29 protein-coding genes are annotated in these 26,488 nt (G+C 69.9%); 16 read left to right on the top strand and 13 right to left on the bottom strand.

All coding sequences use genetic code 11. From position 1 onward, the window contains the following. Positions 1-24 precede the first annotated feature (24 nt). The 9 genes from AAC979_RS16865 to AAC979_RS16825 all read right to left on the bottom strand — a co-directional run bounded on the left by AAC979_RS16865 (position 25) and on the right by AAC979_RS16825 (position 6,465). Positions 25-969 carry an electron transfer flavoprotein subunit alpha/FixB family protein gene (locus AAC979_RS16865; RefSeq protein ID WP_371348055.1) on the bottom strand — a complete coding sequence of 315 codons (945 nt, stop codon included), beginning with the start codon at positions 967-969 and terminating at the stop codon, positions 25-27. A 2-nt stretch (positions 970-971) separates the two neighbouring features. After that, positions 972-1,721, bottom strand: coding sequence for an electron transfer flavoprotein subunit beta/FixA family protein (locus AAC979_RS16860; protein ID WP_371348054.1), 750 nt, complete (start codon positions 1,719-1,721; stop codon positions 972-974). A gap of 207 nt (positions 1,722-1,928) precedes the next feature. Next, on the bottom strand, positions 1,929-2,648 hold the full coding sequence (locus tag AAC979_RS16855) for a rhomboid family intramembrane serine protease (RefSeq protein WP_371348053.1): 720 nt from the start codon (positions 2,646-2,648) through the stop codon (positions 1,929-1,931). 99 nt (positions 2,649-2,747) lie between these two features. Then, a complete protein-coding gene (locus tag AAC979_RS16850; RefSeq protein ID WP_371348052.1) occupies positions 2,748-3,413 on the bottom strand; it encodes a glutathione S-transferase family protein in 666 nt (221 codons plus the stop codon). Next, positions 3,410-4,030 (bottom strand): cob(I)yrinic acid a,c-diamide adenosyltransferase, encoded by a 621-nt coding sequence (locus AAC979_RS16845; RefSeq protein ID WP_371348051.1) that lies wholly within the window; start codon positions 4,028-4,030, stop codon positions 3,410-3,412. The genes AAC979_RS16850 and AAC979_RS16845 overlap by 4 nt, the downstream gene beginning before the upstream one ends. A gap of 9 nt (positions 4,031-4,039) precedes the next feature. After that, entirely contained in the window at positions 4,040-4,243 is a 204-nt protein-coding gene (locus AAC979_RS16840; protein WP_371348050.1) for a twin transmembrane helix small protein, read from the bottom strand. A 30-nt stretch (positions 4,244-4,273) separates the two neighbouring features. After that, positions 4,274-4,750: a TspO/MBR family protein gene (locus AAC979_RS16835; protein ID WP_371348049.1), complete on the bottom strand. Its 477-nt coding sequence runs from the start codon at positions 4,748-4,750 to the stop codon at positions 4,274-4,276. A 203-nt stretch (positions 4,751-4,953) separates the two neighbouring features. Continuing rightward, positions 4,954-5,412 (bottom strand): host attachment protein, encoded by a 459-nt coding sequence (locus tag AAC979_RS16830; protein WP_371348048.1) that lies wholly within the window; start codon positions 5,410-5,412, stop codon positions 4,954-4,956. 219 nt (positions 5,413-5,631) lie between these two features. Continuing rightward, positions 5,632-6,465, bottom strand: coding sequence for a YihY/virulence factor BrkB family protein (locus AAC979_RS16825; protein WP_371348047.1), 834 nt, complete (start codon positions 6,463-6,465; stop codon positions 5,632-5,634). 303 nt (positions 6,466-6,768) lie between these two features. Between AAC979_RS16825 and AAC979_RS16820 the strand changes: the two genes are divergently transcribed. The 16 genes from AAC979_RS16820 (at position 6,769) to AAC979_RS16745 (ending at position 22,839) form a co-directional block, all read left to right on the top strand. Beyond that, positions 6,769-8,010 carry a glutamate-5-semialdehyde dehydrogenase gene (locus AAC979_RS16820; protein ID WP_371349088.1) on the top strand — a complete coding sequence of 414 codons (1,242 nt, stop codon included), beginning with the start codon at positions 6,769-6,771 and terminating at the stop codon, positions 8,008-8,010. A gap of 105 nt (positions 8,011-8,115) precedes the next feature. Beyond that, the gene (locus AAC979_RS16815) at positions 8,116-8,745 is read left to right on the top strand and encodes a nicotinate-nucleotide adenylyltransferase (RefSeq protein WP_371349087.1); all 630 of its coding nucleotides are present in this window, start codon (positions 8,116-8,118) and stop codon (positions 8,743-8,745) included. Next, positions 8,742-8,981: a toxin-antitoxin system YwqK family antitoxin gene (locus AAC979_RS16810; protein WP_371348046.1), complete on the top strand. Its 240-nt coding sequence runs from the start codon at positions 8,742-8,744 to the stop codon at positions 8,979-8,981. Before AAC979_RS16815 ends, AAC979_RS16810 begins: the two co-directional genes overlap by 4 nt. Then, positions 8,962-9,150: a hypothetical protein gene (locus AAC979_RS16805; RefSeq protein WP_371348045.1), complete on the top strand. Its 189-nt coding sequence runs from the start codon at positions 8,962-8,964 to the stop codon at positions 9,148-9,150. The genes AAC979_RS16810 and AAC979_RS16805 overlap by 20 nt, the downstream gene beginning before the upstream one ends. A 101-nt stretch (positions 9,151-9,251) precedes the next feature. Beyond that, positions 9,252-10,712, top strand: coding sequence for an MFS transporter (locus AAC979_RS16800; protein ID WP_371348044.1), 1,461 nt, complete (start codon positions 9,252-9,254; stop codon positions 10,710-10,712). 225 nt (positions 10,713-10,937) lie between these two features. Further along, positions 10,938-12,302: a Na+/H+ antiporter NhaA gene (gene nhaA / locus AAC979_RS16795; RefSeq protein WP_371348043.1), complete on the top strand. Its 1,365-nt coding sequence runs from the start codon at positions 10,938-10,940 to the stop codon at positions 12,300-12,302. A gap of 18 nt (positions 12,303-12,320) precedes the next feature. Then, on the top strand, positions 12,321-12,518 hold the full coding sequence (locus AAC979_RS16790) for a hypothetical protein (protein ID WP_371348042.1): 198 nt from the start codon (positions 12,321-12,323) through the stop codon (positions 12,516-12,518). A gap of 119 nt (positions 12,519-12,637) precedes the next feature. Further along, positions 12,638-13,051: a ribosome silencing factor gene (rsfS, locus tag AAC979_RS16785; protein ID WP_371348041.1), complete on the top strand. Its 414-nt coding sequence runs from the start codon at positions 12,638-12,640 to the stop codon at positions 13,049-13,051. A 7-nt stretch (positions 13,052-13,058) separates the two neighbouring features. Then, positions 13,059-13,541: a 23S rRNA (pseudouridine(1915)-N(3))-methyltransferase RlmH gene (gene rlmH, locus AAC979_RS16780; RefSeq protein ID WP_371348040.1), complete on the top strand. Its 483-nt coding sequence runs from the start codon at positions 13,059-13,061 to the stop codon at positions 13,539-13,541. Between the two features lie 108 nt (positions 13,542-13,649). Continuing rightward, a complete protein-coding gene (locus tag AAC979_RS16775; RefSeq protein WP_371348039.1) occupies positions 13,650-14,942 on the top strand; it encodes a murein hydrolase activator EnvC in 1,293 nt (430 codons plus the stop codon). Continuing rightward, the gene (locus AAC979_RS16770) at positions 14,939-16,288 is read left to right on the top strand and encodes a S41 family peptidase (RefSeq protein WP_371348038.1); all 1,350 of its coding nucleotides are present in this window, start codon (positions 14,939-14,941) and stop codon (positions 16,286-16,288) included. The genes AAC979_RS16775 and AAC979_RS16770 overlap by 4 nt, the downstream gene beginning before the upstream one ends. Before the next feature lie 207 nt (positions 16,289-16,495). Further along, a complete protein-coding gene (locus tag AAC979_RS16765) occupies positions 16,496-16,921 on the top strand; it encodes a hypothetical protein (RefSeq protein ID WP_371348037.1) in 426 nt (141 codons plus the stop codon). An 88-nt stretch (positions 16,922-17,009) separates the two neighbouring features. Next, positions 17,010-17,522 carry an RNA pyrophosphohydrolase gene (locus AAC979_RS16760; protein ID WP_371348036.1) on the top strand — a complete coding sequence of 171 codons (513 nt, stop codon included), beginning with the start codon at positions 17,010-17,012 and terminating at the stop codon, positions 17,520-17,522. A 171-nt stretch (positions 17,523-17,693) separates the two neighbouring features. Continuing rightward, on the top strand, positions 17,694-18,380 hold the full coding sequence (locus AAC979_RS16755) for a TetR/AcrR family transcriptional regulator (RefSeq protein WP_371348035.1): 687 nt from the start codon (positions 17,694-17,696) through the stop codon (positions 18,378-18,380). Further along, positions 18,377-19,639, top strand: coding sequence for an efflux RND transporter periplasmic adaptor subunit (locus AAC979_RS16750; protein ID WP_371348034.1), 1,263 nt, complete (start codon positions 18,377-18,379; stop codon positions 19,637-19,639). The genes AAC979_RS16755 and AAC979_RS16750 overlap by 4 nt, the downstream gene beginning before the upstream one ends. Further along, positions 19,639-22,839, top strand: coding sequence for an efflux RND transporter permease subunit (locus AAC979_RS16745; protein ID WP_371348033.1), 3,201 nt, complete (start codon positions 19,639-19,641; stop codon positions 22,837-22,839). The genes AAC979_RS16750 and AAC979_RS16745 overlap by 1 nt, the downstream gene beginning before the upstream one ends. Before the next feature lie 145 nt (positions 22,840-22,984). On the opposite strand, the gene AAC979_RS16740 is transcribed toward AAC979_RS16745, so the two are convergent. The 4 genes from AAC979_RS16740 to AAC979_RS16725 all read right to left on the bottom strand — a co-directional run bounded on the left by AAC979_RS16740 (position 22,985) and on the right by AAC979_RS16725 (position 26,487). Then, complete coding sequence (locus AAC979_RS16740) at positions 22,985-23,662, bottom strand: LON peptidase substrate-binding domain-containing protein (RefSeq protein WP_371348032.1); 678 nt, start codon at positions 23,660-23,662, stop codon at positions 22,985-22,987. Positions 23,663-23,716: 54 nt separating this feature from the next. Further along, on the bottom strand, positions 23,717-24,643 hold the full coding sequence (gene trxA, locus AAC979_RS16735; RefSeq protein WP_371348031.1) for a thioredoxin: 927 nt from the start codon (positions 24,641-24,643) through the stop codon (positions 23,717-23,719). Positions 24,644-24,730: 87 nt separating this feature from the next. After that, on the bottom strand, positions 24,731-25,264 hold the full coding sequence (locus tag AAC979_RS16730) for a prolyl-tRNA synthetase associated domain-containing protein (protein WP_371349086.1): 534 nt from the start codon (positions 25,262-25,264) through the stop codon (positions 24,731-24,733). 101 nt (positions 25,265-25,365) lie between these two features. Beyond that, on the bottom strand, positions 25,366-26,487 hold the full coding sequence (locus tag AAC979_RS16725) for a hypothetical protein (protein WP_371348030.1): 1,122 nt from the start codon (positions 26,485-26,487) through the stop codon (positions 25,366-25,368). Between the last annotated feature and the right edge of the window lies 1 nt (position 26,488).

Raw genomic sequence — 26,488 nt, 5'->3', positions numbered from 1 at the left:
CGGAGCCGGCAGTATAATGTCCCGTCAGGCTTTTGCCTTAGCTATTTCGGACTTGAGCTGGGGGACGATCTCGAACAGATCGCCGACCAGCCCGTAATCCGCCACCTGGAAGATCGGCGCGTCCTCATCCTTGTTGACGGCGACGATGACCTTGGAATCCTTCATGCCGGCGAGATGCTGGATGGCGCCTGATATGCCGAGCGCGACATAGAGATCGGGCGCCACCACCTTGCCGGTCTGGCCGACCTGCCAGTCATTCGGCGCGTAGCCGGCATCGACCGCGGCGCGCGAGGCGCCGACCGCCGCGCCGAGCTCGTCGGCCAGCGGCTCGACGATGGCGTGGAACTGCTCGGCCGAGCCGAGCGCCCGGCCGCCGGAGACGATGATGCGGGCAGCGGTGAGTTCCGGCCGGGCGCTGGCGGCGATTTCCTCGGCGAGGAAGCTGGCGCCGGCGGCGGTGGCGCCGCCCTCGATCACCCGGATCGGCGCGGCATTGCCCTCGCCGGCGGCGGCGAAGGAGGCGGTGCGGATGGTGAGCACCTTGGTGGCATCGGTTGCGCGCACGCGCTGGATGGCGTTGCCGGCATAGATCGGCCGGTCGAACGTGTCGGGCGCCACGACGGCGATCACGTCGGAGACCTGCATCACGTCGATCAGCGCGGCGATGCGCGGCATCACGCTCTTGCCGAAGGCGGTGGAGGGGGCGACCAGCGCGCCATAGTCCTTGGCGAGCGATACGCCCAGCGCCGCCACCGGCTCGGCGAGGCGATGGGCATAAGCGGGATCATCCGCCAGCAGCACCTCGGCGACGCCGGCGAGCTTGGCGGCGGCTTCGGCGGCGGGGCGGGCATTGGCGCCGGCCACCAGCACATGCACCGGGGCGCCGAGCGCCAGCGCGGCGGTGAGCGCGCGCGCGGTGACGGGGTTCAGGCTGGCGTCGTCATGTTCGGCAAAGAGCAGGGTGGCCATGGTCAGAGTACTCCGGCCTGCTTGAGATGGCCGACCAGCTCGGCCGCGGAGGCCACCTTGATGCCGCCGGTGCGGCCGGCGGGCTCGGTGGTGGCGAGGATTTCCAGCCGGGGGGCGAGGTCGACGCCGAGTTCGGCGGCGGTCTTTTCCTCGATCGGCTTCTTCTTCGCCTTCATGATGTTGGGCAGCGAGGCGTAGCGCGGCTCGTTGAGCCGCAGATCGGTGGTCAGCACCGCCGGCAAAGCGAGGCGCAGCGTCTGCAGCCCGCCGTCGATCTCGCGGGTGACATCAACCGTGCCGTCGCCGACGACGACCTTGGAGGCGAAGGTCGCCTGCGGCCAGCCGAGCAGGGCGGCGAGCATCTGGCCGGTCTGGTTGCAGTCGTCGTCGATCGCCTGCTTGCCGAGAATGACGAGGGACGGGCCCTCGCTGGCGACGAGCGCTTTCAGCAGCTTGGCGACGGTGAGCGGCTCGATGCCGGCCTCGTCGGTCTTCACCCAGATGCCGCGATCCGCGCCCATGGCCAGCGCGGTGCGGATGGTCTCGTCGGTCTTCACCGGGCCGATGGAGACGGCGACCACCTCGGTCGCCTTGCCCGCCTCCTTGAGGCGCAGCGCCTCCTCGACGGCGATCTCGTCGAACGGGTTCATCGACATCTTGATGTTGGTCAGTTCGACGCCGGAACCGTCGGCCTTGACGCGGATCTTGACGTTGTAGTCGACCACCCGCTTCACGGGCACGAGGATCTTCATCACCTGTCTCCCCCGGGCGAGGGGAGCGACCCCGCCTCTGGCAGCCGTTGGGGCAGGCGGCGCCGCCTGCCAGGGCCGCGCAAGGAGCCGTAAGAGGGCACTTGGGAGCGGGAGCCTGGGGGGCGGGAGCGGCCTGCGAAAAGCGCCGGCAACCTAGGATTCGGCCCCCGCACTGTCAACGCCGCGCGCGGCGTGCGCGGGTGACGATTACACCGGCGGGCGCCCGTCCGGCGTGCCGTCGCGCGTCATCACCCACAGCGGCACGCCCGGCCGGCGCAGGAAGACGATGAGCACCGCCCCGGCGGCGAGGCCGGCAATATGCGCCCACCACGCGGTTTCCTCGTCGCCGGACTGGAACAGGCTCCACAGCTGGAAGGCGATCCAGGCGCCGAGCGGCCAGATGGCCGGCACACGCAGCGGCACGCGCAGGAACATCAAGACCCAGATGCGGACATTGGGGTGCAGCATCAGATAGGCGCCGACCAGCCCGGATATTCCCGCCGAGGCGCCGACCAGCGGCGAGGCCGAATCAGGCACGGCGAGGGAATGGGCGAGCCCGCCGGCCACCCCGCACAGCACATAGAACAGCAGGAAGCGGGCATGGCCGAGCGCGTCCTCGACATTGTCGCCGAACACCCAGAGGAAGGCCATGTTGCCGGCCAGATGCAGCCAGCCGCCATGCAGGAACATGTAGGTGACGAGGGTGAGTTCGGCCGGCAGGCGCACATATTCCTCCGGCAATACGGCGGCATGCGTCACGACGGCGGGTATGGCGCCGAAGCCGAAGGCGGAGGGAATGTCGAGCTCGGCCCGGTAGCCATGCTGCACCAGCACGAAGACCAGCACGTTCACCGCGATCAGCGCCCAGGTGACATAGGCGTGGGTGATGCCTTCCAGCGGGTTGTCGTCGTTGAAGGGAATGAGCATGGCGCGGGCACAGCGAATCGCGGAAGGCGGCGCGGGCGCGACGCGGCACCACATTGCCGCTTCACGGGCGAAAACGCCATCGGGGGCCGAAGGGACCGCTCAGCCGGCGGAAAGGCCGAGCTGCCGCAGCGAGGGGCGGGCAATCATGCGCGCCCACCACGCCGCAAGGCCGGGATGGGCGGCGAGCCGGGCCGCGCCTTCGGGTGCCTGCTGGAAATAGGAGACCATCGGCGCGAGATGGAGATCGGCAAGGCTCAGCCGCACGCCGGCGAGGAACGGCCCGCCCTCCATGAGCGCGATGAGGGCGGCAAGGCAGGTGTCGGCCTCAGTGAGCGCGGCGGCGAGGCGGGCCTCATCCGTTTGCTCGCCCTGCGCGGGCTTTTCCATCCGCTCGACATAGACCCCCCAGACCAGCGGCCGATAAGCGTAGGCATCGGCGAGGCTGATGATCTGGCTGGCGCGCGCCCGCAGCCGCACCTCGTCCGGCATCAGCGGCGGGCCGGCGAAGGCTTCGTCGATGTAGCGGGTGATGGCGCCGGTCTCGTAGAGGTGGAAGCCGTCATTCTCGAAGGCGGGAATCCGGCCGAAGGGGTGGCGCGCGCGATAGGCGGGCGGCAGGCCTTCCGGCGCGAAAGGATCGACGCTCACCAGCGTGTGGTCGACGCCCTTCTCGATCAGCGCCAGGCGGACGATGCGGACATAGACGCTGTCCGCCGTGCCGAACACGCGGGGCCGCGCATCGGTCGCCTCCGCCGGGCCGCTCACTCCCGCCCCGCCGCCGGCACCCACAGCACGTCACCAGCGTTTTCCTGGCCCGCCTCACCCTCGCCGGCGGCGCGGGCATTGGCGAGGCGGCTCATGACGAAGAGCAGGTCGGACAGGCGGTTGAGATATTTCACCGCTTCCGGCGCGACGAATTCGCCCAGCGTGGCGGAAAGCTCCACCGCCATGCGCTCCGCCCGGCGGCAGACGGTGCGGGCGACATGCAGATGCGCCGCCGCCGGGGTGCCGGCCGGCAGAACGAAGGAGCGCAGCGGTTTGAGGCCCGCATTCAGCGTGTCGATGTCGCGCTCCAGCTTGTCGACCTGCGCGGCGACAATGCGCAGCGGGGTGTAGCCGAGGTCTTCCCCGGTCTCGGGCGTGGCGAGATCGGCGCCGAGATCGAACAGGTCGTTCTGGATGCGCGCCAGCGCCGCGTCGATATCGGCCAGAGCGGGGTCGGCCCCGGTGTGCAGCCGGGCGACGCCGATCACCGCATTGGTCTCGTCCACCGTGCCATAGGCGGCGACGCGCAGATCATATTTCGGCCGGCGCTCGCCAGTGCCGAGCGCGGTGGTGCCGTCGTCGCCGGTGCGGGTGTAGATGCGGTTGAGGACGACCATGAAACCTTCTCAGCTCTGATGCATCAGCAGGATGGTGATGAGCACGAAGCACAGCGCCACCGCCTGCAGCAGCACGCGCCATTGCATGAGCTTCTGCGAGCGCTGCGGCGAGCCGCCGCGCGCCATATTGGCGAGGCCGAGCAGCAGCACCACCGCCACCGCGCCGAGGGCGATGGGCAGGACGATGAATTTGGCGATGGTGACGAGATCCATCGAGAGTCTCCGGGAGCGCCGGCGGGGCGCTCAGTTCAGGGCCACGATGGCCGCGTTCAGCGAGGTGGCATAGGACACCCAGGCAAGATAGGGAACCAGCAGCCATGCGGCGATGCGGTCGATCCGCAGGCAGGCCCCGATCGTGGCGGCGATGGCGAGCCACAGCGCCAGCACCACGATGAGCGCCGCGCCCGGCGCTTCCAGCCCGAAGAAGATCGGCGACCACGCGGCGTTCAGCGCCAGTTGCAGCAGCCACAGGCCGATGGCGCGGCGCCGCTCCGGGGTGGGCGCGTGCAACTGCCACAGCCGCCACAGCGCGACCGCCATCAGCACATAGAGCGTGGTCCAGGCGATGGGGAAGGCCCAGTCGGGCGGGGTCCAGGACGGCTTCACCAGCCCGGCATACCAGGTGGGAATCTTCGGCGTGGTGGTGAGCGAGCCGAGCGCGCCGACGCCGAGGCACAGGCCGACAGCGAGGACGAGGCGGAAGAAGGAGAGGGTTTTCATCAGGATTCCTTCACAGGCTCGTGGTCGGCGGGCGGGCCAGTCCGGCGGCAATACGGGCGAGGCGCGGCGCAGGTTCACCGGCGACAGCCTCAAGGCGTCGCGGCCACCGACGCAAAACCCCGCCGCCGGGGGCCGGCGGCGGGGCAAGGGTAAACCTGTTCGCGCGCCGGGCGAAACCGGGGCGCGGCGGAGCCCGATGAGGCTCAGGCGGCGAGATGCTTCTCGATCTCGTAGACGGGCAGCTTGACCATGTCGCGGTCGACCTCGGCGGCGATGATGTCGGCGACCGCCTTGGACAAATGCGGGCGCAGCGCGCCGAGCGCGCGCGGGGCAGCGACGATGATCAGCGATTTCACCTCGCCCCCTGTCACCGCCGTCTCCAGCCGGGCGGCGACCTGCCGCATGAAGGCGCGCTCGCCCTCCTCCTGCCAGTCGGTGGGCTCAACCGAGGAACGGGCCGAGCCGACGGACTGGTGCACCCGGCCGGGCTGGTCGGTGCCCTGTTCGCGGGTGGGCGGGTTTTCCTGCTCGTGCACTTCATGGGTGCGCAGATTGGGGAAGGTGGCGTCTCCCTTGTTGCACAGGATCAGCGCCTTGCGCCCGTCGCAGACGACGACCCACGCGCCCTGTTCGATCCTGATCTTGTCGTAGCTGGTGCTCATTCGAGCCTCCTTCCCTTCGCAACTCACCGGGCCATTGGGCACCCTGGCAGGGCCGGGGGCCTTGACCTTGGTCAAGCGGCGGGAGGGCGGGGAGGTTCCGCTGTTCGCGTCAGAGCACGCGCCGATCAGCTTGATTCAATCTGATCGGATCGCACTCTCTACCTTGGAGTTAGAGGGCGATTTACCGATCAGCTTGATTCAATCTGATCGGATCGCACTCTAGAGCCGGCCCTCGCGGGCGCGGCGGATGGCGGCGTTGAGTTCGCCGCCATACACGAAGATCGAGGCGGTGGTGTAGAGGAACACCAGCGCGATCATCACCGAGGCGAGGCCGGCATAGGTGGTGACGTAATTGCCGGCGAATTCCGCGAGATAGCGGCCGAAGGCGGCACCGGCGGCGAGCCACAAAGCGAGCGTCACCAATATGCCCGGCAGCACCTGCGACAGACTGCGCCGCCCCGCCGGCAGCCACATATGCGCCACCACCAGCGCCACGATCAGGATCACCGAGGTGGCGGCGTAGCGCAGGAAGGTGATGACCCAGCCGAAGGGCTCCAGCGCCGGCACATAGCGCACCGCCGCCAGCCACAGTACCGGGCCGAGCACCACGAGGAAGGACAGCGCCAGCAGGCCGGCGGCGCCGACCACGACATAGCCGATGGATTCGAGGCGCAGCCAGTACCAGGCGCGGGCCTCGCGCATGCCATAGGCGCGGTTCAGCCCGATGCGCAGGCTCTCAATGCCGTTGGAGGAGAAATAGATCGCCAGCACCACACCGATGGTCAGTACGTCGGTACGCACCTGGGTGAGCACGTTGCGGATCTCGCGGCCGATCGGGTCCGCCACCTGCGAGGGCCAGGCTTCCAGCATCAATTGAACGGTCTCATCCGCCAGATTCTTGAAATCGAAGAAGGCGGCGAGCGCGGTCACGAAGATGAGGAACGGGAACAGCGACATCAGCGCCGACAGCGCGATGTGGCTGGCGATCGCCCAGCCGTCATCCTCGACGAAGCGCCAGAAGGCGTCCAGTGCGATGTCGAAGGCGCGGAACAAAGGCGACGGTCTCCTCGCGGATGCGTCCGGCAGGGCAGGCATCTGCGCCGTGACATCGGATGCCGGCGCGCAAATGGCAAGCCTCGCGGGTGCGATATGGTAAAGAGCCGCAACGATGGCCAATTGCTTTTGGCGCCCCGCCGCCGCTTCGTGGTAGAGAGGGCGCCCGCTTTTAGCGCCCTCTGAACTCGAACGGGTGACATCATGACCGCCTCCTCCGCCCTGCGCCCCGCCACCGTCTCCGCGTCCGTTGCCGGCGCGCCGGCGCCGCGCGGGCCGGAGGGCGAGGATGTGGCGGCGGTGATGGCGGCGATCGGCGCGCGCGCCCGCGCCGCCGCCCGCACGCTGGCGCTGGCTTCCGCCGCGGTGAAGGAGGCGGGGCTACGCGCCGCCGCCCAGGCGATCCGCGACCAGGCGCCCGCCATTCTCGCCGCCAATGAACAGGACCTCGCCGCCGCCCGCGCGGCGGGGATGAGCGCCGCGCTGCAGGACCGGCTGGTGCTGAACGAGGCTCGGCTCGATGCCATCGCCCGCGCGGTGGAGGAGATCGCCGCGCTGCCCGACCCGGTGGGGCAGGTGACGGAAAGCTGGGAGCGGCCCAACGGGCTGCGGCTGGAGCGCGTGCGCACGCCCCTCGGCGTCATCGGCGTGATCTATGAGAGCCGGCCCAATGTGACGGCGGATGCCGGCAGCCTGTGCCTGAAGGCCGGCAATGCGGTGATCCTGCGCGGGGGCTCGGACAGTTTCCATTCCTCCCGCGCCATCCATGCCGCGCTGGTGGAAGGGCTCACCAGCGTCGGCCTGCCCGCCGACGCGATCCAGCTGGTGCCGACCCGCGACCGCGCGGCGGTGGGCGAGATGCTGGCCGGGCTCGGCGGCAACCTCGACGTGATCGTGCCGCGCGGCGGCAAGAGCCTCGTCGCCCGGGTGCAGGCGGAGGCCCGCGTGCCGGTGTTCGCCCATCTCGAAGGGCTGGTGCATGTCTATGTCGACAAGGCCGCCGATCTGGAAAAATCGCTCGCCATCGTCAAGAACGCCAAGCTGCGCCGCACCAGTGTGTGCGGGGCGGCGGAGACGCTGCTGGTGGACCGGGCGGACGCCTCCCGCCTGCTCGCCCCGCTCGTCACCATGCTGCTGGAGGAAGGCTGCGCCGTGCGGGGCGACGACGCCACCCGGGCGGTGGACCCGCGCGTGACCGAGGCCAGCGACGAGGACTGGCGCACCGAATATCTCGACGCCGTCATCTCGGTGAAGCTGGTGGACGGGGTGGAGGCGGCGATCGACCATATCGAGACGCATGGCTCGCACCACACCGACGCCATCCTCACCGAGGACGCCGCCACCGCCGAGCGCTTCCTCAATGAGGTCGATTCCGCCATTGTGGTGCACAACGCCTCCACCCAGTTCGCCGATGGCGGCGAATTCGGCTTCGGCGGCGAGATCGGCATCGCCACCGGGCGCATGCATGCGCGCGGGCCGGTGGGCGCCGAGCAGCTGACCTCGTTCAAATACCGCGTGCGCGGCACCGGCCAGATCCGGCCGTGACATGCCCGCGCTGACCGGCCGCGCGGATGCTCCCTCTCCCCATCGGGGAGAGGTCACGTGACCCCGCCGCCGCCCTTCGCCCGCATTCCGCCACTGGCGCCGGGGATGCGGGTCGGGCTGTATGGCGGCAGCTTCAACCCGGCGCATGAGGCGCACCGCGCCGCCAGCCTGCTGGCGCTGAAGCGGCTGCGGCTCGACCGCGTGTGGTGGCTGGTGACGCCCGGCAACCCCCTGAAGGACAACAGCGCCTTGCCGCCGCTTGGCCAGCGGCTGGAACAGGCGCGCCTCATGGCCGACCATCCGGCGCTGGTGCCGACCGGGCTGGAAGCGGGGCTCGACACCCGCTTCAGCTTTGACACGGTGGCGGCGCTGGTGCGGCGCTTTCCCGGTGTGCGTTTCGTCTGGCTGATGGGGGCGGACAATCTCGCCAGCTTCCACCGCTGGCAGCATTGGCGGGACATCGCGGCGCGTGTGCCGATCGCCGTCATCGACCGGCCGGGCTCGACCTTCCGCGCCATGGCCAGCCCCGCCGCCACCGCGCTGGCCCGCTGGCGGGTGCCGGAAAGCGAGGCCGCCGCGCTCGCCACCCTGCCGCCGCCGGCCTGGGTATTCCTGCACGGGCTGAAATCGCCGTTGTCCTCGACACGGATACGGGAGGGGGGTGAGGCTTCGGCCGAGCCCCCGCCGGAGTATGCTTGCATCCCTGCCCGTAAAGCACAGGAGAGCCGCTCATGACCTCGCCTCCCGTGCCTTTTGCCAAGACCCACCGCGACGGCAGCCTGTGGTCGCGCGGGCAAACCGTTGACGGCGTTCCCGTCGGCGAATGGGAGTGGTTCCGCAAGGATGGCACGCGGCTGCGCTCCGGTACGTTCGACAAGGGCCGGCAGGTGGGAGAGTGGACCACCTACGACCGAGAGGGGAACGTCTACAAGGTCACCCGGATGAAAGAGAGTGGCTCGGGCCGCCTCTAGCGCACCCGGCTGCACCTTCCCCGCCATGGCGAGCCCGGCGGCGCAGGCGCGCTGGCACGTGCGGGAAAGCGAGGCCGCCGCGCTGCCGCTGCTGCGCCCGCCGGCCTGGGTGTTCCTGCACGGGCTGAAATCGCCGCTGTCCTCGACCCAGCTGCGCGCGCAAGCGTAGGCGCGCGGCGGACGGTGATCTGGCGAGGGGCAGCGGGGCGTGCCAGACTGGTGCTCCGTTCCTCCCTCAACCGTTCCCCCAGCCATGCCTCGCGGTGCCCGATGGTATTCTCCCTGAACCGGCTTCTTCAGGAGCCGGCGCCGCTCGCCGCACTGGAGCGCCAGAGCTGGCATCCCTGGCTCGTGGTCGGCCTCGTCTCTATCGGCGCCTTTGTCGGCCAGCTCGACGCCACCATCGTGCAACTGGCGCTCCCCGCTCTGGGGCGGGCCTTCGGCGCGCCGCTGCAGCAGGTGAGCTGGGTGGCGCTGTCCTATCTCCTCGCCTTCGCGTCCTTTCTGCCGATCTTCGGCCGGCTGTGCGAGATCCATGGCCGCAAGACGCTGTATATTGCCGGCTATTCACTTTTCATCAGTGCCAGCGCGCTGTGCGCTCTGGCCGAGAGTTTCGGCCAGCTCGTCGCCTTCCGCTTCCTGCAAGGTATGGGCGGGGCGCTGCTCGGTGCCAACAGCATCGCCATTCTGGTGCAGGCGGTGCCGGAGGCGGCGCGCGGCCGGGCGCTGGGCTATTTCGCGGCGGCGCAGGCGGTGGGCATGAGCGCCGGCCCGGCGCTGGGCGGCTTCATCGTCGAGGCGCTGGGCTGGCGCTGGATTTTCGGCCTCACCGTGCCCTTCGGCGTCTTGGCCATTCTCGCCGGCTGGCTCGCTCTGCCGCGTGGGGCGGTGGGCGGAGAAAAACCCGCCTTCGACTGGGGTGGGGCGCTGCTGATCGGCCCGGCGCTGATCCTCCTCGTGGCGACGCTCAACCATGTCTCCAGTTGGGGGCTCGCCTCGCCGCTGACGCTGGCGAGCCTTTGCGTCGCGGCGCTGCTGCTCTGGGCGCTGCGGCGGCGCGAAGCGCACACCGCCGCGCCGCTGATCGACCCGCGCCTGTTCACCGCGAGCGCCTTCCGCTGGGGGGTGCTGGGTGTGGTGCTGGGCTATGCGCTGCTCTATGGCGTGTTCTTCCTCATGTCCTTCGGCCTTGCCCATGGCTATGGCGAAAGCGCGCGCGAGGCGGGGCTGCGGCTGGCGCTGGTGCCGGTGGCGCTCGGGCTTACCGCGCCGTTCAGCCATGCGGTCCGCGCCGTGCTCGGCCGCTGGATCGGACCCGTCGGCATGGCCTGCGCTCTTGCCGGGCTGGCCATGCTCTGGCTCACCTTCGGCCGATCACCCGATCATCATATCTGGGACACGGTGTCCTTCCTGCTGATCGGTTTCGGGCTCGGCCTGTTCGTGGCGCCCAACAGCACGGCGACCCTCGCGGCGGTGTCCGCCGGCCTCGCCGGGGCGGCGGGGTCGCTGCTGAACCTCATGCGGGTGCTCGGCACCAGCCTCGGCGTCGCGGCCGGGGCGAGCGTGCTGACGTGGCGGCTCAAGGTGGAGACGGGAAGCGCGAGGGACTGGCTGGCGAGCGACGGCGCCGGCCTGCTGGCGGCGGTGCGCACGAGCCTGCCGCTGCTGGCGCTGATGGCGCTCATCGCGGCTTTCGCGGCGCAGCGGGCGGCGGGAGCCACGCGACGCTAGAGCCAGAATTCGGAGACGGATTTGCCGACCAGACTAATGCAATCGGGTCCGATCAGGCTCCAGGACCGCGCCAAGGCGCCGCCGCGCCGGAAAGCGCGCCGATACCTTCCGTTAGGTCTGGAAATTCGTCGCCCGCTTGCCTAAAACACTTCCCGGGTGTCGTCGGCTGCATCCCGCAGCCGGGGCAGGTAAGCGCAGGTCGGGCCGCCGCGCGGGACCTGCCGCATGCCGTCACGCCTTTATCGTCGCACCAGCGCGCGTGCGCGCCTCGCCACCGAGCGCGCCTTCCATGCCGCCGAGCGTTTCCTGCATATCGAGGCGGTGAGCGGCCTCGTGCTGCTGGCCGCGGCGGCGATCGCGCTGATCTGGGCCAATTCGCCCTATGCACAGAGCTATCACGATCTCTGGCACACCCCGCTGAGCTTCGGCCTTGGCGGCTTCACCGTCTCGCAGTCGCTGCATTTCTGGGTCAATGACGCGCTGATGACAGTGTTCTTCCTCGTCGTCGGGATGGAGATCCGGCGGGAGATTCATGAAGGCGCGCTGTCCCGGCTGCGCGCGGCGGTGCTGCCGATGGCGGCGGCGGTCGGCGGCGTGGCGGTGCCGGCGCTGATCTATGTCTCGCTCAACAGTGCGCCGGGGCAGATCGAAGGCTGGGCGGTGCCGACCGCGACCGACATCGCCTTCGCCGTCGGCGTGCTGGCGATCCTCGGCCGCTCCATTCCCTCCAATCTCCGCGTCTTCCTGCTGGCGCTCGCCATCATCGACGATATCGCCGCGATCCTCATCATCGCGCTGTTCTATTCCGGCGGCATCGACCCGGCCGGCCTTCTGGTCGGGCTCGCCGGCATCGTCATGGTGGTGGCGCTGCAGCTTGCCGGGATCGGCTCGGCCTGGGCCTATATCGTGCCCGGCGCGGTGCTGTGGATCGGCTTGCTGCAGGCGGGCGCGCACCCCACGCTCGCCGGCGTGATGCTCGGCATGCTCACCCCGGTGGTGCCCGGGCGGGGGCGCGAGCCGGCGCTGCACGCGGCGGAGCGCGCTCTCGACGATATACGCGGCAAGGCGGCGCGCAGCGCCGATGCGGCGAGCCTGCTGCCCGCCCTGCGCCGCCTCGCCATCGCCCAGCGCGAGATGACGCCGCCGGTGACCCGGGTGCAGATGGTGCTGCACCCCTGGGTCGCCTATGGGGTGATGCCGATCTTCGCCCTCGCCAATGCCGGGGTTAGCCTCGACGGGGTCGATTTCGGCCGCGCGGATGCCTTCGCCGTCACGGCCGGGGTGGTGGTCGCTCTGGTGATCGGCAAGCCGCTTGGCGTCGTCGCCGCGAGCTGGCTGGTGGTGCGCGCCGGCTGGGGCAGCCTGCCGCCGGGCGTGAGCTGGGCCGGGGTGCTGCTGGTCGGCCTGCTCGCGGGCATCGGCTTCACCATGTCGATCTTCATCGCCACGCTGGCCTTTGCCGATCCCGCGCTGCTCGGCGCGGCCAAGCTCGGCGTGTTGATCGCCTCGCTCGCCGCCGCCGGCCTCGGCCTCGCCTTCGGCCTGCGACTCACACGGCGGGCGCGCGCGCTCGCCCCGTCCCCCAGTTGATCCACGGGAGAAGAGACCATGACCGGACTGATCATCGGCGCCGCCCTGATCCTCACCGCCGCAGTGCTGTTCGTCATCGCCCTGCCGCCGCGGGGCGAGCGGCAGGCGCGCCGCTTCCTGCGCGCGGACTCCGCGCAGGGAGCCTATGCCGTGTTCCTCGTCGGGCTCAGTGGCGCCGGGCTGGTGCTCACGCTGGCGGGCCTGGGCGCGGAGTGAGGCGGGGGCCCCCGGTTGAAGATCGGGCCCATCCGCATTATCCTTAACCGGCAGGCCCGGTGCGGAAGGTCCGTCCGGGGCCTGCGGTCAAGACGAGAGGATCAGGACCCCTGTCCATCATGGCGCTTGCAGCGGCCGACACCAGCCCGGCGACTGCACCTGTCTCCGACGCGCGCTTCGACGCCGAGGAGATTCTTGCCCTCGTACTCGCCCGTCTCGATGATGACCAGGCCGAGGACGTCGTCTCCATCGAACTGCGCGGCAAGACGACCATTGCCGATTACATGGTCGTCGCCTCCGGCCGCAACCAGCGCCATGTCGGCGCCATTGCCGAGCACCTCGTCGAGGCGCTCAAGGGCCGTGGCGTTTCCGGCGTGCGCGTCGAAGGCCTGCCGGCCTGCGACTGGGTGCTGATTGATGCGAGCGATGTCATCGTCCACATCTTCCAGCCGGAAGTGCGCGGATTCTACAATATCGAGAAGATGTGGTCGGCCGCCATTCCCGGCGGCCCGGCGACGCTGACGCGCGGCTGAGCGCGTCTTGCGGCTCATCCTTCTCGCGGTCGGCCGGCTGAAGGCCGGGCCCGAACGGGAATTGTGCGCGCGCTATCTCGACCGCTCGGCCAAGGGCGGGCGGGCGCTCGGCCTTTCCGGGCCCGACGTGACCGAGATCGGCGAGAGCGCGGCGCGCCGGCCCGAGGACCGCATGGCCGAGGAGGGCGCGGCGCTGCTCGCCGCCCTGCCCGATGCGGGGGCGGTGATCGCGCTCGACCCGCGCGGCGCGGAGATGACCAGCGAACAGATCGCCGCCGACCTCGCCGCGCTGCGCGACCGGGGGTCGCGCTCGCTGAGCTTCGTCATTGGCGGAGCGGACGGGCTGAGTGAGGCGGTGCGCGGGCGGGCGGACCGGCTGATCGCCTTTGGCCGCGCCACCTTTCCCCACCAGCTCGTCCGCGTCATGCTGGCCGAGCAGATTTACCGCGCGACGACGATCCTCGCAGGCCATCCCTATCACAAGGCCTGAACGGGCGGCGGCGCTAACCTGTTCTTAACCACGCCGGCCCCTCCTATTCCGATGCCCGCGCGCCGCCCCGCTTCGCCCCCCGCGCCCCGCCCGCCATTGCGCGCGGCGGTGACGGGGGCCTGCGCGCTGGCGCTGGTGACGGCGCTCGGCCTGCCGGCGGGGGCGCAGACGGTGCCCGCCGCGCCGAAGGACAAGCAGCAGGAACAGCAGCAACGGATCGAGCGGCTCAATGCCGAGCTGAAGGATTCCACCGCCGTGCAGAAGCGCCTCGCCGCCGAGGTGGCGGCGCTGGAGGGCGACCGCGCCAAGCTGAACGAGGCCCTGCTCGACACCGCCATCCGTGTGCGCGAGACCGAAGCCAAGCTGGACGCCAGCGAGCAGCGCCTGCTGCTTCTGGGCCGCGAGGCGGCGGACATCAAGGAATCGCTGGAGGCCCGCCGCGCCGTGCTGGCCGAGGTGCTGGGCGGGCTGGTGCGGCTCGGCCGGCGCCCGCCCCCGGCGCTGATGGTGCGCCCGGACGACGCGCTGGAATCGATCCGCTCGGCCATGATGCTCGGCGCGGTGCTGCCGGAGCTGAAGGCGGAGACCGACCTGCTCGCCAGCGAACTCGCCGCGCAGGAGCGGGTGCGCCAGGACACGGCGCGCGAACGCGACGCTCTCGCAGAATTGAAACGTTCCCTCGCCGATGAACGCGCCCGCACCGCCGCGCTGATCGAGGAGAAGAAGAACTCGCTGCAGCAGGGCGAGGCGGCGCTCGCCGACGAGAAGACCCGTGCCGCCGCGCTCGCCGCCGAGGCGGGCAATGTGCGCGAGCTGATGGCGCGGATGGAGACCGAGATCGCCGCCACCCGCAAGGCGGCGCAGGAAGCCGCGCAAAGCGAGGCGGCGCAAGGGCCGGCGGGCAGCACGGCCGACAGGCTGGCGGCGCTGCAGAACCCCGGCCGGCTCAGCCCCGGCGTCGCCTTCGACGACGCCAAGGGGCTGCTGCCGCTGCCGGTGGGCGGCACGGTGCTGAAGGCCTTCGGCGCCGATGACGGCTATGGCGGGCAGGAAAAAGGGCTCTCGCTCGGCACGCGGATCGAGGCCCAGGTCGCCTCGCCCAGCGATGGCTGGGTGGTTTATGCCGGGCCTTTCCGCTCATATGGACAACTGTTAATTATCAATGCTGGCAATGGTTATCATATCCTGCTGGCCGGAATGGATAAGATCACGGTGGAATTGGGTCAGTTCGTGCTCTCGGGCGAGCCGGTCGGGATCATGGGGCGCGGTCCCCAGCTCGTCTCGTCGGCCGGCCTTGGAACCGCCCAACCCATTCTCTACGTCGAGTTCCGCAAGGATGGAAACTCGATTGATCCAACGCCATGGTGGGCGACGAGCGAAAGCGAGAAGGTACGCGGATGATGCGTAGGACGTCTGTATTTCTCTTCGGTGCGGCGGCCGGCGCCCTGATCGCGGTCGGCGCCACCCAGCCGCGGCTGCTGCTTGAGCCGACGGCGGCGATGGCGGCGGCGTCGGATACGTACCGCCAGCTCAACCTGTTCGGCGACGTGTTCGAGCGCGTGCGTGCCGACTATGTGGAAAAGCCCGACGATTCGAAGCTGGTCGAGGCGGCGATCAACGGCATGCTGTCCTCGCTGGACCCGCACTCCACCTATATGGATGCGAAGGATTTCCGCGACATGCAGGTGCAGACCCGCGGCCAGTTCGGCGGGCTCGGCATCGAGGTGACGATGGAGGACGGCCTCGTGAAGGTCGTCGCCCCGATCGACGACACCCCGGCGGCCAAGGCCGGCGTGCAGGCGGGCGACCTGATCGCCAAGCTCGACGGTGAAGAGGTGAAGGGCATGACCCTGAACCAGGCGGTCGACAAGATGCGCGGCGCGGTCAACACGCCGATCAAGCTCACCATCATCCGCAAGGGCCAGGACAAGCCGATCGAGCTGTCGATCACCCGCGACATCATCAACATCAAGTCGGTGCGCGCCCGGGTCGAAAATGGCGATATCGGCTATATCCGCATCACCTCCTTCAGCGAACAGACCGGCGAGGGGCTGAAGAAGGCGGTGGCCGACCTGACCAAGCAGATCGGCGAGGACAAGCTCAAGGGCTTCATCATCGACCTGCGCAACAATCCGGGCGGGCTGCTCGACCAGGCGATCGACGTGTCCGACACCTTCCTCGACCGCGGCGAGATCGTCTCCACCCGCGGCCGCGACCCTGAGCAGACCGAGCGCCGCAATGCGCGGCCGGGCGACCTCGCCAATGGCAAGCCGATCATCGTGCTGGTCAATGGCGGCTCGGCCTCGGCCTCGGAAATCGTCGCCGGCGCGCTGCAGGACCACAAGCGCGCGACGGTGCTGGGCTCGCTGTCCTTCGGCAAGGGCTCGGTGCAGACGGTGATCCCGGTTTCCGGCAATGCCGCGATCAAGCTGACCACGGCACGCTACTACACGCCGTCGGGCCGCTCGATCCAGGCCAAGGGCATCCAGCCCGACATCGAGCTGGTGCAGGACGTGCCGCAGGATGTGAAGGAAAAGGCCGAGGCGGCGGGCGTCGAGACCACGCGCGGCGAAGCCTCGCTCAAGGGCCATCTGAAGAATGGCGAGGACGAGCAGACCGGCTCCCCCGCCTATGTGCCGCCGGACCCGAAGGACGACACCCAGCTCAAGCTGGCGATCGACCTGATCGAGGGCGTGCAGAAGAACGCCGCCTATCCCGCCGATCCCAAGGCGGCGGTGCCGAACTGATCGCACCTGACTGGACGCCGCCGGCCCTGTGCCGATGGCGACCTCGAACAGAGCAAGGCCCGCTTCCCCAAGCGGGCCTTTAGCTTTTCGGGCCTTTTCCCTTTTGGCGGCCCTGTACCTGAAGCGGCCCTGGCGCTTTTTCGCGCTGCCGCGCCGAATGCCCGATTCTGCCGCGATCCCGCCTTGGTCGGCGGCGACAAAGGCGGCATGAACCGCGCTGCTCCTCTCCGCCTGCCGCCCCGCCCGCCGGACCTGTCGCCCGCCGGCGACAGCCTGCCCGGCCGCGACGCCGTCCGCGATCATGCGCGGCACTATGCGGCGGTGGGGGTGTTCGGCGTCGCCGCGCTTTCCGTGCTCAGCGTCGCGGTGGCGGCCTATGTGCTGCGGCCCGGCGCGGCGGGCGCGCCGCAAAGCCCGCCGCTGACGCTGGAGACGAGCGGCTTCCCGACCATGGGCGTCGCCGCCGACATGCCGGCGTTGCGCCCGAGCCTTGGCGCCGATGACGGCGTGAGCATCACCGTGTTCGACGGCGCGACCGGACGACGCGAGGTGCTGGCCGGTCCGGGCCTGCTCGATTCCACCGCGCCGGGGCCGCTGGCCGGCGGCACTGGCGACGCGACGTTAACCCCATGACCAGCCGGCGATGCGTGGCCTCTGGCATCGCGCCGCCGCTCGCCTATGATCCCGCCCGGCCCGTGTTCCAGCTCCCTGCGGTGGCGTCATGATCCCTTTCGACCAGCTTCCCTATCGCCCCTGCGTCGGGGTGGTGCTTGTCAATCGCGACGGTCTGGTCTTTCTCGGCGAGCGCCGGGGCGGGCCGGAACAGGTGGACGCGCAGCATTCCTGGCAGATGCCGCAGGGCGGCATTGACGAGGGCGAAAGCCCGGAGGCGGCGGCGCGGCGCGAGCTCTATGAGGAGACCAACGTCTCCTCGGTGGAGATGCTGGCCACGGCGCCGGACTGGTTCGCCTATGACCTGCCGGAACCGCTGGCGCGGCAGGCCTGGAAGGGCCGCTATCGCGGCCAGACGCAGAAATGGATCGCGCTGCGCTTCACCGGCACGGACGACGAGATCGACGTGCTCAACCCCGGCGGCGGCCAGCACAAGCCGGAATTCGTCGCCTGGCGCTGGGAAAAGCTGGAGCGCACGCCGGGCCTGATCGTCCCGTTCAAGCGGCCGGTCTATGAGCAGGTGGTGAGCGTGTTCCAGCCGGTGGTGGCGCCGGCGCCGTAGAGCCGGCGCCGCGGTTCGCCGCCCTTGCTCGCGGCGTCCGCGCCGCGCCCGGCCCGGCGGGTAGGGCGTCGCGCTGTGGCGGCCTTCCGGTGCGAACGAACGTTCGTTCTTGACTCGCCGCGCCGCTCTGACTAAATGCGAACGAACGTTCGCTCCAATCCGGGACGGTGTATGACCCCCCTTGCCACGCCTGCCGCTCACTCCGCCGCCAAGGCCGCCGCGCCGGCGGCGCCCGGCCCCGCGCCGAAGGAGCGGCGCGATCCGCGCCGGCGCGTGCTTGACGCGGCGATCGCCTGTTTCACACGCTCCGGCTTCCACGGCACCTCGATGCAGCAGATCTGCACCGAAGCCGGCATGAGCCCGGGCGCGCTCTACCGCTACTTCCCCTCCAAGGAGTCGATCATCATCGCCATTGTCGATGAGGAGCGGGCGGTGCGGATGAGCTGCCTGGAGCGGCTGGAATCGGCCCCGAGCTTCGTCGAGGGGCTTGCCCGCATGGGCGAGGCGCTGTTCTCCGGCGAGGAGCCGATGGTGTGCCTGGAACTCGGGCCGGAAATCTATGCCGAGGCCGCGCGCAACCCGGCGCTGAAGCCGATCTTCGACGCTGTCGAGGACGAGATGAACGCGGCGATCCGCAGCCATTTCGTCGCCGCGCAGGCGCGCGGGGAAATCGACCCGGCCATCGACCCCGACGTTGCCATGCTGATGATCAACGCCATTGGCGACGGGCTGGTGCTGCGCCGCAGCTTCGAGCCCGGCCTGCCGCTCGAACGGATGATGCCGGCCCTGGCCGGCCTGATCGCCCGCATGCTGGCGCCCGCCGCGGCGCCGACCCTTTCACCGGACCGCACATCATGACCGCCAAGACGCCCTCGCTGCGCGGGCGCATCGCCCTCGCCCTCACCATGACCGCCATTGTGGTCGGTGTTGCCGGCTATGCTTTCCGTGACCGCATCGCCGCCGGGCTCGGCCTTTTCGAGCCGGCGCAGGCCGAAGTCGCCGCGCCGGAACCCGATGAGGTGAAGGGGATCACCATTTCCGTCGTGCCCGCCACGCGGCGCGAGGTGGTGGAGCGGCTGCCGGTGACCGGCACGCTGGTGCCGCGCGAGGAGATCATGGTCGGGCCGCAGATCGACGGCTACCAGATCACCGAGATTCTCGTCGAGGAAGGCGATCGGGTGAGCGAGGGCCAGGTGCTGGCGCGGCTGTCGCGCGACATGCTGGAGACGCTCCTCGCCCAGAACACCGCCAATGGCGCCAAGGCGCAGGCCGCCATCGCCCAGCAGAAGGCGCAACTGCAGCAGGCGCAGGCGCAGCTTATCGAAGCGGAGGCGGCGGTGGAGCGCGCGCGTACCCTGATCAAGACCGGCGCGACCTCGCAGGAAGTGCTCGACCAGCGCGAACGGGCGGTGAAGGTGGCGACGGCGCAGGTGACGGCGGCCGAGGAAATGGTCACCGCCGCCCAGGCCGAGGCCGACCAGATCAAGGCCACGCGCGACGAGATCGAGGTGCGGCTCGCCCGGACCGAGATCAAGGCGCCGCTCGCCGGCATCGTCTCCTCCCGCTCCGCCCGCATCGGCGCCATCGTGCTCTCGGCCAATAGCGAGCCGCTGTTCCGCATCGTCAAGGACGGCGCCATCGACCTCGACGCCGAAGTGCCGGAATCGGCCCTTCCGCGCATCACGCCGGGGCTCAGCGTGGCGGTGACGCCCGCCGGCATCCATCAGCCGCTGGACGGCACGGTGCGGCTCGTCGGCGCCAAGGTGGACCCGGCCACGCGCCTCGCCCGCGTCGCGGTGGCGCTGCCGGACGATCCGCGCCTGCGCCCCGGCGCCTATGGGCGCGGGGTGATCGAGATCGCCCGCCATGACGGCGTCGCGCTGCCGCAATCAGCGGTGCAGTTCGCCCCGGAAGGCGCCTTCGTGCTCGTTGTCGAGGGCGACACGGTGCGCCGGCGCCCGGTGACGATCGGGCTGAAGGGCGACGGCTATGTCGAGATCACCAAGGGCGTGGCCGAGGGCGAGAGTGTCGTCGCCCGCGCCGCCGGCTTCCTGCGCGACGGCGACCGGGTGAGCCCGGTGCCGCTGGCCGATGCTCCCGCGAAGGGCGGTGTGTGATGGCTCTCAACATCTCCGCCTGGGCGATCCGCAAGCCGGTTCCCTCCATCGTGCTGTTCGTGGTGCTGACCGCGATCGGCCTCTACACTTTCGACCGGCTGCCGATCACCCGCATGCCGAATATCGACGTGCCGATCGTCTCCGTCACCATCACCCAGCCCGGCGCGGCGCCGAGCGAGCTGGAAACGCAGGTGACGAAAGTGGTCGAAACCTCGATCGCCGGCGTGCAGGGGGTGAAGCACATCACCTCCTCCATCACCGAGGGCACCTCGCTCACCGTGGTCGAGTTCCAGCTCGAAACGCAGGTCGACCGCGCGGTGAACGATGTGCGCGACGCGGTGACCAAGGTGCGGACCGAACTGCCGCAGGATATCGAGGAACCGCTGGTGCAGCGGGTCGATGTCGAAGGCATGGCCATCGTCACCTATGCCGCTTCCGCCCCGGCGATGACGCCGGAGGAACTGTCCTGGTTCGTCGACGACACGCTGGTGCGCGCGCTGCAGGGCGTGCGCGGCGTGGCGCAGGTCAAGCGCGAGGGCGGGGTGGAGCGCGAGATCCGCATCTCCCTCGATCCCGACAAGCTGGCGGCGCTGGGCGTGACGGCGGCCGACGTGAACCGCGAGCTCGCCGCCACCAATGTCGACCTTGCCGGCGGGCGCGGCGAAATCGGCACGCAGGAGCAGTCCGTGCGCACGCTGGGCGGCGCCACAACGGTGGAGGACCTTGCCGAGACCCGCATCTCGCTGCCGGCCAGCGGGAGCGGCGGCACGCGCTATGTGCGCCTCGCCGACCTCGCCACCGTGACCGATGGCGCCGCCGAGCCGCGCATCTTCGCCCGGCTCGACGGCAAGCCTGTGGTCGCCTTCGGCATCTACCGCGCCAAGGGCTTCTCCGACGTGGTGGTGGCCGAGAACGCGGAAAAGGCGCTGCTGGACCTCGAAAAGCGCCACCCGGAAGTCGATATCACCCTGATCGATTCCACGGTGAAATACACCGAGGCCGACTACACCTCGGCCATGCACACGCTGATGGAAGGCGCGGTGCTGGCGGTGATCGTGGTCATGGTGTTCCTGCGCGACTGGCGCGCCACCATCATCACCGCGACGGCGATTCCCTTGTCCATCCTGCCCACCTTCTGGGTGATGGACCTGCTCGGCTTCTCGCTCAACGGGGTGAGCCTTCTCGCCGTCACGCTGGTGACTGGCATTCTCGTCGATGACGCCATCGTCGAGATCGAGAACATTGTGCGTCACATGCGCATGGGCAAATCCGCCTATCGCGCGGCGATCGACGCCGCCGACGAGATCGGCCTCGCCGTGGTGGCGACCACGCTCACCATCGTCGCGGTGTTCCTCCCGGTCAGCTTCATGGGCGGCATTGCCGGCCAGTATTTCCGCCAGTTCGGCATCACGGTCGCGGTGGCGGTGCTGTTCTCGCTGCTGGTGGCGCGGCTGCTGACCCCGATGCTCGCCGCCTATTTCATGCGCGATCACGGCCACCGGGAAACGCCCGATGGCTGGATGATGCGCGCCTATATCGGGCTGCTGCGCCGCTCCATCCGCCACCGTTTCCTCACGGTGACGGCGGGCATCCTGCTGTTCATCGGCTCGATGTGGCTCTCCACCCTGCTGCCCTCCGGCTTCATTCCCAATTCCGACGTGTCCCGCTCCGTGCTGGCGCTGGAACTGCCGCCAGGGGCGACGCTGGAAGCCACGCGGCGCGTGGTGGATGAGGTGACCGACACGCTGAACGCCCAGCCCGAAGTGGCGAGCGTGTTCGCCACCGCCGGCTCCGGCTCCACCGACGGGCCGGCCAGCGGCGGCGGCGAGGTGCGCAAGGCGACGATCATCGTCAATCTGGTGCCGCGCGCCGAACGCGCGGCGACGCAGAAGCAGTTCGAAATGCGGCTGCGCGACGAAATCGCCCGCATTCCCGACCTGCGCTTCAATTTCGGCGCCTCCGGCGGCGCCGGCCCGGGCGGGCGCGAATTCACCATCATCCTCTCCGGTTCGGACGGGGCCGAGGTGGAGGCGAAGGCGCTGGAGCTGGAACGCGAGATCCGCGAGAAGGTGAAGGGCCTGTCCAATGTGCAGACCTCGGCGGCGCTGGAGCGGCCGGAACTGCGCGTGGTGCCCCGGCTCGCCGAGGCGGCGGCGCTCGGCGTCTCGGTGTCGGACATCGCCCAGACCGTGCGCATCGCCACGCTGGGCGACGTGTCGCAGAACCTCGCCAAATTCTCCGCCGGCGACCGCCAGGTGCCGATCCGGGTGCAGCTCGACGAGCGGGCGCGCGGCGATCTCTCCACCTTCGAGACGCTGAAAGTGCGCACCGCTTCCGGGGCCTCGGTGCCGCTGCTCTCGGTCGCCGACATTTCCTTCGGCACCGGCCCGTCCAGCCTCGACCGCTATGACCGCGCGCGGCGCGTGGCGATCGAGGCCGACCTCGCCGGTAACACCCAGCTCGGCGAGGCGCTGGCGGAGGTCTATGCCCTGCCGGCAGCCAAGAACATGCCGTCCAGCATCGTGCTGAAGGAATCCGGCGACGCCGAGATCATGGGCGAGGTGTTCGGCGGCTTCGCCACGGCGATGATGGCTGGCGTGATGATGGTGCTGGCGGTGCTGGTGCTGCTGTTCGCCAATGTGCTGCAGCCGATCACCATCCTGGTCGCGCTGCCGCTCTCGGTGGGCGGCGCCTTCATCGCGCTGCTGCTCACCAACAACGCCATGACGCTGCCGGTGGTGATCGGCTTCCTGATGCTGATGGGCATCGTCACCAAGAACGCGATCCTGCTGGTGGATTTCGCCATCGAGGCGGTGCATGCCGGGGTGGAGCGGACCACGGCGCTGATCGAGGCCGGGCGCAAGCGCGCGCAGCCCATCATCATGACCACCATCGCCATGGCGGCGGGCATGATGCCCTCGGCGCTGGGGCTTGGCGAAGGCGGCGACTTCCGCTCGCCGATGGCGATCGCGGTGATTGGCGGCCTGCTCGCCTCCACCCTGCTGTCGCTGATCTTCGTGCCGGCGGTGTTCACGCTGATGGACGATCTCGGCCGGCTGTCCGGGCGTATCTTCGGCCGCTTCATCGGCGCGCGCGACGAGCCCGACGAGCCCGGCAGCGTGCCGGGCGCGCGCCCGGGCCTGCACGCGGTGGATGCCGGCCCGCACTCAACCCCCCGCCCGCCGCTGGCGGCGGAGTAAAAGGGGTCCGATCGTCCCTCATCCTCGGGCTTGACCCGGGGACCCAGCCGTATCTCTGCGGCCGCGTGAGAAAGTCTGGGTGGCCGGGTCAAGCCCGGCCATGAGGTAACAGACGAGAGCGCGCGTGAGGAGTAGGGGACCGCCGCTATTGCAGCGTGCCGTCGCCTTCGCCGCCGGTGCGGGCCATGCTCATCTCGGTGACGGCGATCAGCATCTCGGCGCGGGCGGCGAGGTTCGGCGCCTCCAGCAGCGCCTGCTTCTCGCGCGGGCCGAACGGCGCCATCATCGCCAGCGCGTTGACCAGCGCCTCATTGGGCGCGTCCTTGATGCTCTTCCAGTCCGCTTCGAGCTGGTTGGCGTCGAGATAATCCGCCAGCGTGCGCAGCAGCAGGGCGCGGTCCACCGCATCGGCGCCGGCATTGGGCGTGAAGTCGTCGCTAAAGGGTGTGTAATCGACCTTGGCCTGGCGGAACGGCGTGCCGGAATCCACCTCCGCCACCACCCGGAAGCGGGCAATGCCGCTGAGATTGAGCAGATAGCGGCCATCGCCGCTTTCCGCGATCTCGGTGATGCGGCCGGCACAGCCCACGCCGACAATGTCGGGCGCGCCGGGCACGGCAAGCGCCGGCTGCTGCGGCGCGGTCTGGATGATGCCGATCAGCCGGTGGCTGGCCAGCGCCGCGTCGATCATCGCGACATAGCGCGGCTCGAACACGTTGAGCGGAAGCTGGCAGCGCGGCAGCAGCAGCGCCCCTTCCAGCGGGAAGAGCGGGAGGATCGGCGCCAGCTCCGAGGGGCCGGCATAGGGCTTGTTGATCGCCATGGCGTTCCGGTTTCTCGTGCGGCACGTCGGGGGCGGGGAAACGCCCCGCCGGCGTCAGGCGAAGAGCAGCGAGGACAGGCGGCGGCGGCCGCTGAGCGTGTGCTCGTCCGTCGGGCCCCAGGCCTCGAAGAACTGTACAAGCTGCTTGCGCGCCCCGTCATCGTTCCAGCCGCGATCCTTGCGGACGATGGCGAGCAGATGGTCCACCGCCTCCTCGCGCCGGCCGCGCGCGCTCAGCGCCACGGCGAGATCGAAGCGGGCCTGATGGTCGAGCGGGTTGGCGGCGACCTTCGCTTCCAGCTCCTTCACATCGCCGAGCGCGCTGGCGGCCTCTTCCAGCTCGATGGCGGCACGCACGGCGGTGATGGCGCTGTCAGTGGCGGCGCTGGCAGGGGCGAGGGCGAGGGTGGCCTTCGCCTGTTCGAGATTGCCGGCGGCGAGCTCGGTACGGGCGAGGCCGGCGATGGCGGCGAGGTTTTCCGGCTCCTCGCCCAGCACGGCGGCGAAGATTTCCGCCGCCCCGGCGAGATCGCCCTCAGCCAGCGCCGCGTCGCCGCTGGCGAGAATGTCGGCGATGTCATTGCCGCCGCCCGAGGCGGCGATCAGCTTGTCGACGATCGCCTTGATCTGGGCTTCGGGCTGCGCGCCCATGAAGCCGTCGACCGGCTGGCCGTTGACGAAGGCATAGACGGTGGGCAGCGACTGGATGCCGAGCTGCTGGGCGACGGCGGGGTGCTCGTCCGTGTTCATCTTGGCGAGGCGCACCTTGCCCTTGGCGGCGCGCACCACCTTCTCGATGATCGGGGTGAGCTGGCGGCAGGGGCCGCACCAGGGCGCCCAGAAATCCACCAGCACCGGGCGGCGGCGCGATTCCTCGACCACGTCCTTCATGAAGCTCTTGGTGGTGACGTCGATCACCACATCGTCGCCGGCCGGCGCGCCGCCCGGGGCGGCGGGAGAGGAGGGCTGGTTCAGCAACATGGGTCGTCCTCGCAATAGGGCAGGTGCTGTCGGGTCTCGGGCTCGGGGTCTAAAATGGTCTGCCGCGCCGCGAATGCAACGGGGCAATCAGCTCTCGGTGGTGGCGGGTTGCTCCGCCTCGCTGCGCCGGGGCACCGCCAGCACGCGCGGCTCATGGCCGGTGTCGCGCAGGAAGCGGATAAGGTCGGCGCTGGCGATGGTGGTGGTAGCGGTGTTCACCAGCGGGTGGCAGTTAATCACCTCATGCGCCATCAGCTCGGCGTCGAGCACCACGGTGACGCGGCCATCCCGGTCATTGACCGGGCCGAAGGCGGTGACGGCGCCGGGCTTGACGCCCAGCACCTCTTCCAGCAGCTCGGCGCTGCCGAAGGAGAGCTTGCTCGCCGCGCCGAGCGCGACATGCAGGTTCTTCAGATCGACCCGGGCTTCTTCCTCGACCACGACGAGGAACAGGTTGCCCTTCTTGTCCTTCAGGAACAGGTTCTTGGTGTGGCCGCCGGCAATGTCGCCGCGCAGCGCCTGCGAATCCTCCACCGTGAACAGCGGGGGATGTTCGACCGTGGTGGTGGCGATACCGAGTTCGGCAAGCCGGGCGAGAAGGTCGTCGCGGGAAAGGGGCATGGCGGACATCAGCGTGTTGTCGGGGCGGGGAGGGAGGTCGGCACTGTCTTCTAGGGCGGGCTGGCCACGGGCGGCAAGCGCGCCGGGGCGCGCGGGGCCGGTCAGCGCGCGCCGTCCGTGGTGATGATCTCCGACAGCGGGCGCTTCTGGCAGGGGACGAAGCGCTCGGTGGGGGCGTAGATGAGAATGTCCGGCCGGAAGCGGTCGATCAGGCCGCGGTCGAACTGGCAGCCCTGATGGTGCGTCCACACGAAAGCGGAGCTCTGCGCCGCCAGCAATCCGGCCCAGAAGCTCTGGGTGAAGGAATCGCCCGCTACCATGATGCGCGGCCCGGCATGGCCGGTCGTGGCCGCCTCGGTGATGAAGACCTTGTTCTCGGGTCCTTGCACGAGGCCGGGGATCGGGGCGAGGTTTTCCGGCTTGGTGAAGGGCGCGCGCCAGGGATAGCGCTGGTCGGGCGGATCGCGGTGGTCGAGGCCGCCAAGACGCAGCAGATCGCCGCCCGGCTTGACGGCCGCCGGGCCGAGCGCCGCGCTGGCGGCGACTTCGAGATCCGGCCGGCCGACAGCCGCCATCGCGGCGTTGAAGGCGATGAGCGCGCCGCGCTCGTTCCAGTGCGTGTCATAGCGGAAATAGGTGCGCCCCTGCGCGCCGGCCGCGGCAAGCAGCGGGCGCAGATCGACGAAAGGCACCTTGTCGGCGGCGAGGGCGGCGGCAATGAGGTCATATTCGGTCGGCGTCTGCTTCTGCCGCCGGGCATAGGCGGGCAGTTCGGCCAGGTTGACCGTATGCGCGTTGGGCGGGATGAGCACCACGAACCGCCCGCCCAGCGCGCTCACCTGATCGTCGAGCGACCGTGCATAGGCGACGAAGGCGCGGATCATCTCCGGCCGGACGAGATGGCCGATGGATTGTTCCAGCGCATGGTTGTCGCGGATGAACAGCGTGCCGTTCTCGCCCTGCAGCACCCGCTCGCCCTGCGGCGCGTCGATGAAGCGCAGATAGCGCTGATGCGCCGCCAGCACCGCGCCACGGAAGCCGAAGCTGTTGTTGATATAGGGATCGAGCCGCTCGGAGGCGTGCTCCCACCACCGCACTTCCGGTTCCAGCACGGTGCGCATCGGCCCGGGCATGTCGGGCGCGACGAGGCCGATGGTCGGCAGGGTGAGAAGCGCGACGAAAAACAGCGCCCACCAGCGGCGAAAGGCCATCAGCAGCGGCATG

It is taken from the genome of Ancylobacter sp. IITR112, from assembly GCF_041415945.1.
In the GTDB taxonomy this organism is placed as follows: domain Bacteria; phylum Pseudomonadota; class Alphaproteobacteria; order Rhizobiales; family Xanthobacteraceae; genus Ancylobacter.
The sequence above is the reverse complement of the archived record's forward strand: the minus strand, read 5'-3'. Positions and strand labels throughout refer to the sequence as shown.

Excerpts from the sequence above, each read along its gene's own strand:
- AAC979_RS16835 (WP_371348049.1), bottom strand. The coding sequence starts at position 4,750 with ATGAAAACCCTCTCCTTCTTCCGCCTCGTCCTCGCTGTCGGCCTGTGC.
- AAC979_RS16725 (WP_371348030.1), bottom strand. The coding sequence starts at position 26,487 with ATGCCGCTGCTGATGGCCTTTCGCCGCTGGTGGGCGCTGTTTTTCGTC.
- AAC979_RS16740 (WP_371348032.1), bottom strand. The coding sequence starts at position 23,662 with ATGGCGATCAACAAGCCCTATGCCGGCCCCTCGGAGCTGGCGCCGATC.
- AAC979_RS16865 (WP_371348055.1), bottom strand. The coding sequence starts at position 969 with ATGGCCACCCTGCTCTTTGCCGAACATGACGACGCCAGCCTGAACCCC.
- AAC979_RS16750 (WP_371348034.1), top strand. The coding sequence starts at position 18,377 with ATGACCGCCAAGACGCCCTCGCTGCGCGGGCGCATCGCCCTCGCCCTC.
- AAC979_RS16840 (WP_371348050.1), bottom strand. The coding sequence starts at position 4,243 with ATGGATCTCGTCACCATCGCCAAATTCATCGTCCTGCCCATCGCCCTC.
- AAC979_RS16830 (WP_371348048.1), bottom strand. The coding sequence starts at position 5,412 with ATGAGCACCAGCTACGACAAGATCAGGATCGAACAGGGCGCGTGGGTC.
- AAC979_RS16820 (WP_371349088.1), top strand. The coding sequence starts at position 6,769 with ATGGCGGCGATCGGCGCGCGCGCCCGCGCCGCCGCCCGCACGCTGGCG.
- AAC979_RS16800 (WP_371348044.1), top strand. The coding sequence starts at position 9,252 with ATGGTATTCTCCCTGAACCGGCTTCTTCAGGAGCCGGCGCCGCTCGCC.
- AAC979_RS16790 (WP_371348042.1), top strand. The coding sequence starts at position 12,321 with ATGACCGGACTGATCATCGGCGCCGCCCTGATCCTCACCGCCGCAGTG.
- trxA (WP_371348031.1), bottom strand. The coding sequence starts at position 24,643 with ATGTTGCTGAACCAGCCCTCCTCTCCCGCCGCCCCGGGCGGCGCGCCG.
- AAC979_RS16770 (WP_371348038.1), top strand. The coding sequence starts at position 14,939 with ATGATGCGTAGGACGTCTGTATTTCTCTTCGGTGCGGCGGCCGGCGCC.
- AAC979_RS16730 (WP_371349086.1), bottom strand. The coding sequence starts at position 25,264 with ATGCCCCTTTCCCGCGACGACCTTCTCGCCCGGCTTGCCGAACTCGGT.
- AAC979_RS16755 (WP_371348035.1), top strand. The coding sequence starts at position 17,694 with ATGACCCCCCTTGCCACGCCTGCCGCTCACTCCGCCGCCAAGGCCGCC.
- AAC979_RS16760 (WP_371348036.1), top strand. The coding sequence starts at position 17,010 with ATGATCCCTTTCGACCAGCTTCCCTATCGCCCCTGCGTCGGGGTGGTG.
- rsfS (WP_371348041.1), top strand. The coding sequence starts at position 12,638 with ATGGCGCTTGCAGCGGCCGACACCAGCCCGGCGACTGCACCTGTCTCC.
- AAC979_RS16845 (WP_371348051.1), bottom strand. The coding sequence starts at position 4,030 with ATGGTCGTCCTCAACCGCATCTACACCCGCACCGGCGACGACGGCACC.
- AAC979_RS16745 (WP_371348033.1), top strand. The coding sequence starts at position 19,639 with ATGGCTCTCAACATCTCCGCCTGGGCGATCCGCAAGCCGGTTCCCTCC.
- AAC979_RS16765 (WP_371348037.1), top strand. The coding sequence starts at position 16,496 with ATGAACCGCGCTGCTCCTCTCCGCCTGCCGCCCCGCCCGCCGGACCTG.
- AAC979_RS16860 (WP_371348054.1), bottom strand. The coding sequence starts at position 1,721 with ATGAAGATCCTCGTGCCCGTGAAGCGGGTGGTCGACTACAACGTCAAG.
- nhaA (WP_371348043.1), top strand. The coding sequence starts at position 10,938 with ATGCCGTCACGCCTTTATCGTCGCACCAGCGCGCGTGCGCGCCTCGCC.
- AAC979_RS16810 (WP_371348046.1), top strand. The coding sequence starts at position 8,742 with ATGACCTCGCCTCCCGTGCCTTTTGCCAAGACCCACCGCGACGGCAGC.
- AAC979_RS16855 (WP_371348053.1), bottom strand. The coding sequence starts at position 2,648 with ATGCTCATTCCCTTCAACGACGACAACCCGCTGGAAGGCATCACCCAC.
- AAC979_RS16815 (WP_371349087.1), top strand. The coding sequence starts at position 8,116 with ATGCGGGTCGGGCTGTATGGCGGCAGCTTCAACCCGGCGCATGAGGCG.